We start from the raw sequence: 11,814 nt of genomic DNA, 5'->3' as shown, positions 1-11,814 counted from the left end.
GTGCAGATCGATACGCCACACGGTGCCGAATTCATCGACGCACCAGCCCAGTTGCTTCGGTATCGGACCAAACTCGAACGCGTTGACAGGGTGGCCCTCACGGAGCACGCTTCCCTCGGCCTCATCCGCTGCATCGCCCAGGAACTTTGAAAGGTCTCCGGTGTCTCAAATACTCCGCTGGCAGAAGTCCTCGTACTCCGCAGGCGACGTGGACAACGACTGCCTGGAGATAGCAGCCACCCCCACCCTCCACCTCCGCGAGAGCGACACCCCGGCCGCCGTCCTCTCGCCCACCCCCACCGCCTTGAACGCGCTGCTCACCGCAGTGAGATACGCGCCCCCTATGTCTTCCGATGCCCACTGGCAGAAGTCGTCGTTCTCCGGGGGCGGTGGCGACGAGGACTGCCTGGAGATAGCAGCCACCCCCACCCTCCACCTCCGCGAGAGCAACACCCCGGCCGTCATCCTCTCGCCCACCCCCGCCGCCCTGAACGCCCTGCTCACCGCAGTGAAACGTCGGTAGCGGCTCAGCGCAGCGCATGCCCCGTCGTCGCGTCCACATGGTCCGGTACCTCGTCGTGGCGGTCGCCGACCGTGGACGTCCCGGTCGGTTCGAGGAGGAGGATCTCGGTCGGTACGGGGGCGTACGGCTTGTGCTCCGTGCCGCGCGGGACCGTGAAGACGCTGCCCCTGGGCAGGACGACCGTGCGCTCGCCGGCCGCCTCGCGCAGCGCGATGTGCAGTTCGCCGTCCAGGACCAGGAAGAACTCGTCGGTGTGGTCGTGAACGTGCCAGAGGTGTTCACCCTCGACCTTGGCCACGCGGACGTCGTAGTCGTTGACGGCGGTGACGATGCGAGGACTCCACCGCTCGGTGAACGAGGCCAGGGCGGCGGACAGGGCGACAGGTTCCGTGAGTGTGCTCATACCGATCATCGTCGGCGATGGCGCACGCCGCGTACGAGTGCTAGAAATCGCACATGCCGCATGGATCCTCGCACCGCGTGGCCGTGATCGTCGACGAGGGCACCAACCCCTTCGAGGTCGGGGTCGCGACCGAGCTGTTCGGGCTGCCCCGCCCCGAACTCGGCCTCCCGATCCCCTTGTACGAGCTGACCCTGTGCACGCCCACCCCAGACATCCGGATGAACCACGGCTTCTTCACGCTGAGCGGAGTGCCCGGGCTCGAAGCGGTGGACAGCGCGGACACCCTCGTCGTCCCCGGCCGCCCCGACAACGTCGTGCCGCGCGGGGAAGCCGTCCTCGACGCCGTCCGGCGCACCCACGCGCGGGGCGCCCGTGTCGTGAGCCTGTGCACCGGGAGCTTCGCGCTCGCCGAGGCCGGAATCCTGGACGGGCGCCGGGCCACCACGCACTGGCAGTGGGCCGGCCTCTTCCGCGAGCTGCACCCGAAGGTTCTCCTGGAGCCGGACGTCCTGTTCGTGGACGAGGGGGACGTACTGACCGCGGCGGGCAGCGCCGCGGCCCTCGACCTCGGGCTGTACATCGTCCGGCGCGACCACGGCGCCGAGATCGCGAACGCCGTGTCCCGGCGGCTCCTCTTCGCCGCCCACCGCGACGGCGGGCAGCGGCAGTTCGTCGAACGCCCGGTGCCCGACGTCCCGGACGAGTCACTGGCGCCGCTGCTCGACTGGGCCGGGGAACGGATCGGCGAACCCCTGACGGTCACGGACCTCGCGACGCACGCGGCGGTCAGCCCGGCCACGCTGCACCGTCGTTTCCGCGCCCAGCTCGGTACGACCCCGCTGGCGTGGCTGACCGGCGAGCGGGTGGCGCTGGCCTGCCGGCTCATCGAACGCGGCGAGGAACGGCTCGACATCGTGGCGCGGCGCAGCGGCCTGGGCACCGCCGCCAACCTGCGGGCCCGGCTGCGCCGCGAGACGGGACTCAGCCCGACGGCCTATCGGCGGCGTTTCGGAGCCTCGGCCGGGGAAGCACCAGGAACATGAGATTCCTCGTACGCGACCGGCTCCTGGGCTTCGGTGACGACTACTGGATCGAGGACGAGCAGGGCCGCAAGGCCTTCCTCGTCGACGGCAAGGCGATGCGGCTGCGGGACACCTTCGAGCTGAAGGACCGGCAGGGGCGCGTGTTGATCGACATCCACAAGAAGATGCTCGCGCTGCGGGACACGATGGTCGTCGAGCGGGACGGCGAGCCGCTGGCGACCATCCGGCGCAAACGGCTGTCGCTGCTGCGCAACCACTATCGCGTCACGCTCGCGGACGGCACCGAGCTCGACGTCAGCGGCAAGATCCTGGACCGGGAGTTCGTCGTCGAGTACGACGGCGAACTGCTCGCCCTCATCTCGCGCCGCTGGCTGCGGGTGCGGGAGACGTACGGCGTCGAGGTCGTACGCGACGACGCGGATCCGGCGCTGCTGATCGCGGTGGCGGTGTGCGTGATCCACTTGGCGGAACGAGAATCCGACTCGGACTGACAGAGCGTTTTCCTCGCCCCCGCCGCCCCTACCCGTCCCGTCACTGTGTCCTCAAACGCCGGACGGGCTAAAAGATATCCGCCGGTCCGGCGACACCTCAGCCCGTCCGGCGTTTGAGGACAAAGGGGGCTAAGGGGCGCAGCCCCCATACGTGGACGGGAACGGGTAGGGGCGGCGGGGGCGAGAAAACCACGCCCACCTCACCGCCGCGGCGTCGCAACCCCCAGCAACCGATCCTTCAGCGCAGGGAACTGCTCCCGCGTCACACCCACCCGCGCGGGATCGAAGTCCACCACAAGAACCTCCTCCCCGGCCCCCGCCTCAGCGAGAACCTCCCCCCAGGGATCGACCACGATCGAGTGACCGGCTTGCGGAACCCCCGCATGCGCCCCGGCCGTTCCACAGGCAAGCACGTACGACTGGTCCTCGACAGCCCGCGCCTGCGCGAGCAGCGTCCAGTGCGAGCGCCGCCGCTCGGGCCACCCCGCGGAGACGACGAGCGTCTCGGCCCCGGCATCGACGAGCCCCCGGAAGAGCTCGGGGAAGCGGAGGTCGTAACAGGTGGCCAGCCCGACCGTGGTCTCGGGCAGCCGCACGGTGACCAGCTCGGAGCCGGCGCCCATCAGCACGGCCTCGCCCTTGTCGAAGCCGAAGCGGTGGATCTTGCGATAGGTGGCGACGAGGTCACCGGAGGGCGAGAAGACGAGCGAGGTGTTGTACAGACCCCCGCCTGCCTCTGCGCCGGCCCCTCCCTCACCCGCCACCCGTTCGGGAATCGACCCCGCGTGCAGCCACACGCCCGCGTCGCTCGCCGCCTTGGCCATCACTTCGTAAGTGGGCCCTTCGAGCGGCTCGGCCTCGGCGTCGAACGACTCGTAGGCGAAGGCTCCGGTCGTCCACAGTTCGGGCAGGATCACCAGGTCGGACCCGGTCTGTTGCCGTACGAGCGAGGCGACGCGCTGCCTGCGGGCGTCGACCGATTCGCCGTCGTCCACGGCGATCTGGAGGAGAGAGGCGCGCACACTACCACCGTCCTGGCATTCGAGCCTTTGATACAGGCCTACGATCGTCACACGAAAGCACTGCCGGGGTGCCTCACAGCAGCGTAACTTAGCGTCCCAAGACACCCGCTGCCTGTGCACTGCCCGCGCCCAACCGCCCGAGGGGTCCCGTTCCGTGAGTCTGCATCCCAGCCTTCAGTCCTACGCCGACGCCTGGACGCACTCCATCGACGCGATATCCGATCTGGTGTCGCCGCTGGTGGAGGGTGAATGGAATCGGCGGACTCCATGCCCGGGCTGGTCGGTGCGCGACATCGTCTCCCATGTGATCGGCCTCGACTGCGAGGCGCTGGGCGATCCCCGGCCGATCCACACGCTCCCCCGCGACCTGTACCACGTGACGAACGAGCACCAGCGGTACATGGAGATGCAGGTCGACGTCCGCCGTCACCACACCGCTCCGGAGATGACCTCCGAGCTGGAGTACACGATCATCCGCCGCAACCGTCAGCTGCGTAACGAGTCGCGCCGGCCCGACACGCTGGTGCGTGGCCCGCTCGGCACCGAGGTCACCCTCGAAGAGTCCATGCGCAACCGGGCGTTCGACCTCTGGGTGCACGAACAGGACCTGCGCACCACCCTCGGCCGGCCGGGCAACCTCGACTCCCCGGGCGCGTACATCGCCCGCGACGTACTGCTCAGCAGGCTCCCCAAGGTGGTCGCCAAGGACGCGGGCGCACCGGCGAACTCGGCGGTCGTCTTCGACGTCCACGGGCCCGTCGAGTTCCTGCGCACGGTCCGCGTCGACGCCGATGGCGTCGGTTCGATAGACGGCGCCCCCTCCCTCGGCCCGGCCGCCACCCTCGCCCTCGACTGGGAGACCTACTTCCGCCTGGCCTGCGGCCGGGTGACCCCGGAAGCGGTAGCGGACCGCCTGAAGACAGAGGGCGACCCGGACCTGACGGCAGCGATCCTCCACCACTTCACGGTCACGCCGTAGGTTCTGTTCTCCGGCCGCCTCAGCCCGCCCGCTGTCTTTCAGCCCGTCCGGCGTTTGAGGACACAGTGACGGGACGGGTAGGGGCGGCGGGGGCGAAAACCCCTGGCCCCCACCCCCACCCGGCTACGCCGGCACGTGCACCGTCTCCACCCGGCTCGCAACCAACCGCTCCCGCTCCCGCCGAACCGCAAGCCTCCGCAACCGCAGAATCTGACTCAGCCCGAGCGCCTGCAGCACGAACACCGCCGAGAAGGCAACGGTGTAACTCCCCCCGGTGGCATCCAGCAGCACCCCCACCGCGAACAACGTCGTCATGGACGCGACGAACCCACCCATGTTGGTGATGCCGGAGGCGGTCCCCTGCCGCTCGGGCGGATTCGCGGGCCGCGCGAAGTCGAACCCGATCATCGAAGCGGGCCCGCACGCACCGAGCACCACGCACAGCACGACCAGCAGCCACATCGGCGCGTGCTCGGCGGGATACGCGAGCGTGGCGGCCCACACGACCGCCGTCGACAGGACCGTGCCGAGCGCCAACGGCAGCCGCGCCCCATGGTGCCGGGCGACGATCTGCCCGTACACCAGGCCTATGAGCATGTTGGAGAGCACGACCAGGGTGAGGAGTTCGCCGGCTGTCGCCCGGGACAGGCCCTGGGCCTCGACGAGGAACGGCAGCCCCCACAGCAGCAGGAACACCATCGCCGGGAACTGGGTCGTGAAGTGCACCCACAGCCCGAGCCTGGTGCCGGGCTCCCGCCAGGACGCCGCGATCTGGCGGCGTACATAGGCGGCTCCCCGGTGCGGGAACGGCTCCGGTTCGTGCCCCTCGGGGTGGTCCTTCAGGAACGCCAGCATCAGGACGAGTACGACGACACCGGCGACCGAACTGCCCGCGAACGCGGCCGTCCAGCCGACCCCGTGCAGCAGCCGGGCCAGTACGAGCGTCGAGACGAGGTTGCCCGCCATGCCCACCAGGCCCGCGAGCTGCGCGACCATCGGCCCGCGCCGGGCCGGGAACCAGCGCGAGCCGAGCCGCAGCACGCTGATGAAGGTCATCGCGTCACCGCACCCGAGCAGCGCGCGCGAGGCCAGCGCCGTTCCGTACGTCGGCGAGAACGCGAAGCCCAGCTGTCCGATCGTGAACAGCACGACGCCGAAGGTCAGCACCTTCTTCGTGCCAAGCCGGTCGACCATCAGGCCGACGGGTATCTGCATGCCCGCGTAGACGAGGAGCTGCAGGATCGAGAAGGTCGAGAGCGCGGAGGCGTTGACGTGGAAGCGGTCGGCGGCGTCGAGGCCCGCCACCCCCAGCGACGTACGGAAGATGACCGCGACGAAGTAGACGGAGACGCCGACGGACCAGACCATGACGGCCCGGCGGCCCCCCGGCGGATCGCCGGGAAGCGTCAGCGAGGACGAGGAGGAGGACGCGGACGAGGAGGACGAGCTGCTCATCGGACGTCTCCCCGGGCGAGGTTGGAGAACCAGCTGACGTGGCGGTGGACCAGGTCGACCGCCGCCTCGGCGTCGCCGGAGCGCAGCGCGTCGAGGATCTCCTGGTGCTCGGTGAGCGTCTTGGTGATCCGGTCCGGGTGGGCGTGCATGACGGCGACGCCCATCCTCAGCTGCCGGTCGCGCAGTTGGTCGTAGAGGCGGGAGAGGATCTCGTTGCCCCCGCTGCGGACGATCTCGGCGTGGAAACAGCGGTCGGTGACGGCGGCTCCGGCCAGATCACCGGCGGCGGCCTGTTCCTGCTGCTCGGCGAGGAGTTCGGTGAGGCGCGCGATCAGCGCGGGCGAGGCCGGCACCGCCTTGCGGATCGCGTGCTCCTCGACGAGCTGCCGGGTCTCCACCACGTCCGCGATCTCCTGCGCGGAGACGGGCAGGACGAGGGCTCCCTTTTTCGGGTAGAGCCGGATCAGGCCCTCGACCTCCAGTTTGAGCAGCGCCTCGCGCACCGGTGTCCGCGAGACACCCACGGCGTCGGCCAGCTCGCCCTCGGTGAGCAGGGTCCCGCCCTCGTACCGGCGCTCCAGCACGGCCCGTTTGACGTGCGCGTATACGCGTTCGGCGGCGGGCGGCGGCTTGACGACGGGGGACGGGGCGGAAGGCATGCGCACAGCATAGATACAACACGTACGCATCGTCTCGGGTGGTCCAGGATATGGACGAGGTAAAAAAGGGGCACCCCGGTCCAGGAACTGCACATCCTTTTGTGCTACTCGTGTGTCTGAAGAGAAGGCGCCACTGCAAGTGGGCGCTCTCTTGGGGCATTTGACACCAGTTCGGTGTTTCCAACGTAATCGGGGTAATCGACTTGATAACTGCCATTAAGGGTATGCGCGTCCGCAGAGCCGCCGCGGTGGTCGTCACCACCGGAGCCGTGCTCGCGACCGGCGCCCTCGGCACGGCGCCCGCACAGGCCCTCACGAAGCCCACGATCGCCGCCAAGGGCGGCTTCGTGATGAACAACGGCACAGGTAAGTCGCTCTACACCAAGGCGGCGGACACCCGTCGCTCGACCGGGTCCACGACGAAGATCATGACCGCGAAGGTCGTGCTGTCCCAGTCGAACCTGAACCTGGACGCCAAGGTCACCATCCAGAAGGCGTACAGCGACTACATCGTCGCCAACACAGCCTCCTCGGCCCGCCTGATCGTCGGCGACAAGGTCACCGTCCGGCAGCTGCTGTACGGCCTGATGCTGCCGTCCGGTTGCGACGCCGCGTACGCCCTCGCCGACAAGTTCGGTTCGGGCTCGACGCGTGCCGCCCGAGTGAAGTCGTTCATCGGCAAGATGAACAAGCAGGCAAAGGATCTCGGCCTGACCAACACGAAGTTCGACTCGTTCGACGGCATCGGCAACGGCTCGAACTACTCGACGCCGCGTGACCTCACGAAAATCACCAGCAGCGCGCTGAAGAGTGCCAACTTCCGCGCGATCGTCAAGACGAAGAAGTACACGGCCAAGACCGTGACGAAGACCGGCAGCACCCGGACAATGGCTCCGTGGACCAACACCAACGGTCTGCTCAGCAGTTACTCCGGTTCGATCGGTGTGAAGACCGGTTCCGGCCCGGAGGCCAAGTACTGCCTGGTCTTCGCCGCGACCCGCAACGGCAAGACCGTCGTCGGTACGGTGCTGGCCTCGACGTCCATCACGGCCCGTGAGTCGGACGCGAAGAAGCTCATGAACTACGGCTTCGCCAGCTGAACAGCTAAAAAGATTGCGCCGTTCCCCGCGCCCCTTTCCAGGGGCGCGGGGAACGGCGCAGTCTTTTGCCTTCAGAGGCACGGTGAGCTGCGCGGCCTTTCGCTTTCAGGGGCGCGGGGAACTGCGCAGTCTTTTAGGGGCGCGGGGAACTGCGCGGCCGGCCCCCACCGGCCCGCACCCGACCCCCCAAGCCCGACCCCACCTACCCCCAAGTAATCAACCGCTTCGGCTGTTCAAGAACCGCAGCCACATCCGCAAGCACCTTGGAGCCCAGCTCCCCATCGACCAGCCGATGGTCGAAGGACAGCGCAAGGGTCGTGACCTGCCGAGCCTTGACCTTCCCCTTGTGCACCCACGGCTGCGGCTTGATGGAGCCCACGGCGAGAATCGCGGACTCACCCGGGTTCAGAATCGGCGTGCCCGTGTCGACCCCGAACACCCCGACGTTGGTGATCGTCACCGTCCCGCCCTGCATGGCCGCCGGCGAGGTACGCCCCTCACGAGCCGTCCCCACCAGCTCACCCAGCGCCTCGGCGAGCTGCGGCAGCGTCTTGGCGTGGGCGTCCTTGATGTTCGGGACGATCAGGCCACGAGGCGTGGCCGCCGCGATGCCCAAATTCACATAGTGCTTCCGCACGATCTCCTGGTTGGCCTCGTCCCATGACGCGTTGACGTCCGGATGGCGCTTGATGGCGACCAGCAGGGCCTTGGAGATCAGCAGCAGCGGGTTCACCCGCAGCCCCTGCATGTCCTTGTCCTGCTTGAGCTCCTCGATCAGCTTCATCGTGCGCGTCACATCGACCGTGACGAACTCGGTGACATGCGGCGCGGTGAACGCCGAGCCGACCATCGCCGCCGCGATCGCCTTGCGGACACCCTTGACCGGGACACGCGTCTCCCGCACACCGTCGTACGAGGCGGCCGGGGCCGCGATCGAAGCCGTGGCCGCGGCCTGGGCACTGACGGCAGCCGACGTCTCCGGGATCGCCGCGGTGACCGCGGGCTCCTCCTGGACGGGGGCCGGGGCCACCGCCGCGTGCACGTCCTCGCGGGTGATGATCCCGTCAGGACCGGAGGGCGTGACCGCCGCCAGATCGACGCCGAGATCCTTGGCCAGCTTGCGCACCGGAGGCTTGGCGAGCGGACGGGCCGCGGGGGCCGCGTGTCCGTTCAGCTCCTTCTGGACCGCCTCGGCCGCGGCGGTCGCTTCCGGCTGCTGGGCCGGCACACCTCTGCGGGGACGGCGCTTGGTGGAGGCCACCGAGACCCCGTACCCGACGAGAACCGGCTTGCGGCCTTCCGGCGCGGGCTCGGCCTCCGCGGAAGCCGCGGAAGCCGCGGAGGCGGCAGCACCCGTCGCAGCCGGAACCGTCTCCACCGAGGCCGTCTCCACCGAGGCAGCCGCGGCCGGAGCCGTCACAGCCGGGGCCGGAGCCTCGGCCGGGGCGGTCGGAACAGCCGAAGCCGCCGAAGCGGCCGAAGAGGTCGACGCGGTCCCGCCGGCCGAAGCCGCTCCGCCGCCCACCTCCACCGCGATGATCACCTGGCCGACGTCCACCGTCGTCCCCTCGGGGAAGCGCAGCTCGTGCACCACCCCGTCGTACGGGATCGGCAGCTCGACGGCGGCCTTGGCGGTCTCGACCTCGCAGACCACCTGCCCGTCGGTGACCGTGTCACCGGGCTGGACGTACCACTTGAGGATCTCCGCCTCGGTCAGGCCCTCGCCCACATCGGGCATCTTGAACTCGCGCAGCCCCGAGGCCGTTTCAGTCATCGTCGTCACGACCTTCTCCTCAGTACGCCAGCGAGCGGTCGACGGCGTCGAGCACCCGGTCCAGGCCCGGCAGATACTCGTCCTCCAGGCGGGCCGGCGGATACGGGGCGTGATAGCCGCCGACCCGCAGCACCGGTGCCTCCAGGTGGTAGAAGCTCCGCTCGGTGATCCGGGCCGCGATCTCCGCGCCCGTCCCGAGAAACACCGGCGCCTCGTGCACCACGACCAGGTGTCGGGTCTTCTCGACCGAGGCCTGGATCGCGTCGAAGTCGATCGGGGACATCGACCGCAGGTCCAGCACTTCGAGGGACTTGCCCTCCTCCTCGGCCGCCGCCGCGGCCTCCTGGCACACCTTCACCATCGGCCCGTACGCGGCCAGCGTCAGATCGGTGCCCTCGCGGACCACTCGCGCCTTGTGCAGCGGCCCGGGGATCGCCTCGCGGTTCACCTCGGACTTGTCCCAGTAGCGCCGCTTCGGCTCGAAGAAGATCACCGGGTCGTCGCTGTGGATGGCCTGCTGCATCATCCAGTAGGCGTCGCCCGCGTTCGAAGGGGAGACCACCTTCAGGCCCGCCACGTGCGCGAAGAGCGCCTCGGGGGACTCGGAGTGGTGCTCGACCGCGCCGATGCCGCCGCCGTAGGGAATGCGGATGACGACGGGGAGCTTGATCTTGCCGAGCGCCCGCGCGTGCATCTTCGCGAGCTGCGTGACGATCTGGTCGTACGCCGGGAAGACGAATCCGTCGAACTGGATCTCCACGACCGGGCGGTAGCCGCGCAGCGCGAGGCCGATCGCGGTGCCCACGATGCCCGACTCGGCGAGCGGGGTGTCGATGACCCGCTCCTCGCCGAAGTCCTTCTGCAGGCCGTCCGTCACCCGGAACACGCCGCCGAGCTTGCCGACGTCCTCGCCCATGATCAGGACCTTGGGGTCCGAGTCGAGGGCCGTGCGCAGCGATTCGTTGATCGCCTTGGCCAGCGCCATCTTTTCCGCTGTCATCGCTGACTTCCCTCCCCTTCATCGGCGAACGACGCCTGGTAGGCGGCGAACTGGGCCCGCTCCTCGTCGACGAGCGCGTGCCCGTCCGCGTACGCGTTCTCGAAGATGGCGAAGCGGTCCGGGTCCGGCATGGCGCGGACGACTTCGCGTACTCGTCTTCCCAACGCCTCGCTCTCGGCTTCGAGTTCCGCGAAGAATCCCTCGTCCGCGTGGTTTGAGGCCTCCAGGTACGCGCGCAGGCGCAGGATCGGGTCCTTCGCCTCCCAGGCCTCGCGCTCCTCGTCGGCCCGGTACTTGGTCGGGTCGTCGGAGGTGGTGTGGGCGCCCATGCGGTAGGTGTACGCCTCGACGAGGGTCGGCCCCTCGCCCTGGCGGGCCCGCTCAAGCGCCCACTTCGTGACGGCGAGGCAGGCGAGGACGTCGTTGCCGTCGACGCGGACGCCCGGGAAGCCGTACCCCTGCGCGCGCTGGTAGAGCGGGACGCGGGTCTGGCGCTCGGTGGGCTCGGAGATGGCCCACTGGTTGTTCTGGCAGAAGAACACGACGGGCGCGTTGTAGACCGCGGAGAAGGTGAACGATTCAGCGACGTCGCCCTGGCTGGAGGCGCCGTCTCCGAAGTACGCGATCACGGCCGAGTCGGCGCCGTCCTTGGCGATGCCCATGGCGTAGCCGGTGGCGTGCAGCGTCTGTGAGCCGATGACGATCGTGTACAGGTGGAAGTTGTTGCTGTTCGGGTCCCAGCCTCCGTTGTTCACGCCGCGGAACATGCCGAGCAGGTTGGCCGGGTCGACACCGCGGCACCAGGCGACGCCGTGCTCGCGGTAGGTCGGGAAGACGTAGTCGTCCTCGCGGGTGGCCCGCCCGGAGCCGATCTGGGCGGCCTCCTGGCCGAGCAGCGAGGCCCACAGGCCCAGCTCGCCCTGGCGCTGCAAAGAAGTGGCCTCGGCGTCAAACCGCCGGGTGAGCACCATGTCGCGGTACAGCCCGCGCAGCTCTTCGGGGGTGATGTCGGCTACGTACGCGTCATATTCGCCATTCTTGACGCGCTTCCCCTCGGGGGTCAGCAGCTGTACGAGGTCCGGCTGGGCGCCCGGCGGCTTCTTCGCAGCGGTGCGCTTGGTACCGGCGCTGCGTCGCGGCTTGCGCGCGGCAGTGCTCTCCACGGTCACGTGTGCTCCTCCGTCGGTCCGGCCCCCGGGGTTGCCGGGAACTGGGGTTCCCCCGGCTCGTCGAGAGCCGGGGGAGCGGCTCGCCTGGTCCTCGTACCCGTGCACGGGGTGGGTGCCCTCGGCCGGGAACAGGCGTGACAGGTGCCCCGGCGAGCGCCCTGCAACAAGCACGTTACCCAGTGCTTCACATTTCTGT

Annotated in this window: 13 protein-coding genes; 6 read left to right on the top strand and 7 right to left on the bottom strand. The window is 69.2% G+C overall.

The genetic code is table 11. The features are described 5' to 3' along the window. Both ACH4DZ_RS14280 and ACH4DZ_RS14275 read left to right on the top strand, forming a co-directional pair. On the top strand, window positions 1–150 hold the full coding sequence (locus tag ACH4DZ_RS14280; protein WP_398287355.1) for a Scr1 family TA system antitoxin-like transcriptional regulator: 150 nt from the start codon (window positions 1–3) through the stop codon (window positions 148–150). Window positions 151–160: 10 nt separating this feature from the next. After that, complete coding sequence (locus tag ACH4DZ_RS14275) at window positions 161–523, top strand: DUF397 domain-containing protein (protein WP_398287354.1); 363 nt, start codon at window positions 161–163, stop codon at window positions 521–523. A 4-nt stretch (window positions 524–527) separates the two neighbouring features. Here the strand turns inward: ACH4DZ_RS14275 and ACH4DZ_RS14270 are convergent, their stop codons facing one another. Beyond that, entirely contained in the window at window positions 528–926 is a 399-nt protein-coding gene (locus ACH4DZ_RS14270; RefSeq protein WP_398287353.1) for a cupin domain-containing protein, read from the bottom strand. A gap of 53 nt (window positions 927–979) precedes the next feature. Here ACH4DZ_RS14270 and ACH4DZ_RS14265 point away from each other — a divergent pair, with 53 nt between their 5' ends. Further along, the gene (locus ACH4DZ_RS14265) at window positions 980–1,969 is read left to right on the top strand and encodes a GlxA family transcriptional regulator (RefSeq protein WP_398287352.1); all 990 of its coding nucleotides are present in this window, start codon (window positions 980–982) and stop codon (window positions 1,967–1,969) included. Continuing rightward, window positions 1,966–2,460: an LURP-one-related/scramblase family protein gene (locus ACH4DZ_RS14260; protein ID WP_398287350.1), complete on the top strand. Its 495-nt coding sequence runs from the start codon at window positions 1,966–1,968 to the stop codon at window positions 2,458–2,460. Before ACH4DZ_RS14265 ends, ACH4DZ_RS14260 begins: the two co-directional genes overlap by 4 nt. A gap of 200 nt (window positions 2,461–2,660) precedes the next feature. On the opposite strand, the gene ACH4DZ_RS14255 is transcribed toward ACH4DZ_RS14260, so the two are convergent. Continuing rightward, window positions 2,661–3,482 (bottom strand): carbon-nitrogen family hydrolase, encoded by an 822-nt coding sequence (locus ACH4DZ_RS14255; protein WP_398287349.1) that lies wholly within the window; start codon window positions 3,480–3,482, stop codon window positions 2,661–2,663. Window positions 3,483–3,636: 154 nt separating this feature from the next. Here ACH4DZ_RS14255 and ACH4DZ_RS14250 point away from each other — a divergent pair, with 154 nt between their 5' ends. Further along, the gene (locus ACH4DZ_RS14250; RefSeq protein WP_398287348.1) at window positions 3,637–4,461 is read left to right on the top strand and encodes a maleylpyruvate isomerase family mycothiol-dependent enzyme; all 825 of its coding nucleotides are present in this window, start codon (window positions 3,637–3,639) and stop codon (window positions 4,459–4,461) included. Between the two features lie 123 nt (window positions 4,462–4,584). Here the strand turns inward: ACH4DZ_RS14250 and ACH4DZ_RS14245 are convergent, their stop codons facing one another. After that, on the bottom strand, window positions 4,585–5,916 hold the full coding sequence (locus ACH4DZ_RS14245; RefSeq protein ID WP_398287347.1) for a nitrate/nitrite transporter: 1,332 nt from the start codon (window positions 5,914–5,916) through the stop codon (window positions 4,585–4,587). After that, complete coding sequence (locus ACH4DZ_RS14240; protein ID WP_398287346.1) at window positions 5,913–6,575, bottom strand: GntR family transcriptional regulator; 663 nt, start codon at window positions 6,573–6,575, stop codon at window positions 5,913–5,915. Before ACH4DZ_RS14240 ends, ACH4DZ_RS14245 begins: the two co-directional genes overlap by 4 nt. A 224-nt stretch (window positions 6,576–6,799) precedes the next feature. Here ACH4DZ_RS14240 and ACH4DZ_RS14235 point away from each other — a divergent pair, with 224 nt between their 5' ends. Then, window positions 6,800–7,675 carry a D-alanyl-D-alanine carboxypeptidase family protein gene (locus tag ACH4DZ_RS14235; protein WP_398287345.1) on the top strand — a complete coding sequence of 292 codons (876 nt, stop codon included), beginning with the start codon at window positions 6,800–6,802 and terminating at the stop codon, window positions 7,673–7,675. A gap of 202 nt (window positions 7,676–7,877) precedes the next feature. On the opposite strand, the gene ACH4DZ_RS14230 is transcribed toward ACH4DZ_RS14235, so the two are convergent. From ACH4DZ_RS14230 to pdhA, 3 genes are read right to left on the bottom strand one after another with little or no spacing between them, the layout of a single operon-like run. Next, the gene (locus ACH4DZ_RS14230; RefSeq protein ID WP_398287344.1) at window positions 7,878–9,458 is read right to left on the bottom strand and encodes a dihydrolipoamide acetyltransferase family protein; all 1,581 of its coding nucleotides are present in this window, start codon (window positions 9,456–9,458) and stop codon (window positions 7,878–7,880) included. A 10-nt stretch (window positions 9,459–9,468) separates the two neighbouring features. Beyond that, complete coding sequence (locus tag ACH4DZ_RS14225; protein WP_398287343.1) at window positions 9,469–10,449, bottom strand: alpha-ketoacid dehydrogenase subunit beta; 981 nt, start codon at window positions 10,447–10,449, stop codon at window positions 9,469–9,471. Beyond that, window positions 10,446–11,618 carry a pyruvate dehydrogenase (acetyl-transferring) E1 component subunit alpha gene (pdhA, locus tag ACH4DZ_RS14220; RefSeq protein WP_398287342.1) on the bottom strand — a complete coding sequence of 391 codons (1,173 nt, stop codon included), beginning with the start codon at window positions 11,616–11,618 and terminating at the stop codon, window positions 10,446–10,448. Before pdhA ends, ACH4DZ_RS14225 begins: the two co-directional genes overlap by 4 nt. Window positions 11,619–11,814: the final 196 nt, after the last annotated feature.

Source organism: Streptomyces sp. NPDC017991 (assembly GCF_044328075.1).
In the GTDB taxonomy this organism is placed as follows: domain Bacteria; phylum Actinomycetota; class Actinomycetes; order Streptomycetales; family Streptomycetaceae; genus Streptomyces.
This window is presented reverse-complemented; position numbering and strand designations above follow the sequence as displayed.

Bases quoted from the DNA above. Each gene is read 5' to 3' on its own strand.
- ACH4DZ_RS14245 (WP_398287347.1), bottom strand. From the start codon at position 5,916: ATGAGCAGCTCGTCCTCCTCGTCCGCGTCCTCCTCCTCGTCCTCGCTG.
- ACH4DZ_RS14260 (WP_398287350.1), top strand. From the start codon at position 1,966: ATGAGATTCCTCGTACGCGACCGGCTCCTGGGCTTCGGTGACGACTAC.
- ACH4DZ_RS14240 (WP_398287346.1), bottom strand. From the start codon at position 6,575: ATGCCTTCCGCCCCGTCCCCCGTCGTCAAGCCGCCGCCCGCCGCCGAA.
- ACH4DZ_RS14265 (WP_398287352.1), top strand. From the start codon at position 980: ATGCCGCATGGATCCTCGCACCGCGTGGCCGTGATCGTCGACGAGGGC.
- ACH4DZ_RS14235 (WP_398287345.1), top strand. From the start codon at position 6,800: ATGCGCGTCCGCAGAGCCGCCGCGGTGGTCGTCACCACCGGAGCCGTG.
- ACH4DZ_RS14270 (WP_398287353.1), bottom strand. From the start codon at position 926: ATGAGCACACTCACGGAACCTGTCGCCCTGTCCGCCGCCCTGGCCTCG.
- ACH4DZ_RS14225 (WP_398287343.1), bottom strand. From the start codon at position 10,449: ATGACAGCGGAAAAGATGGCGCTGGCCAAGGCGATCAACGAATCGCTG.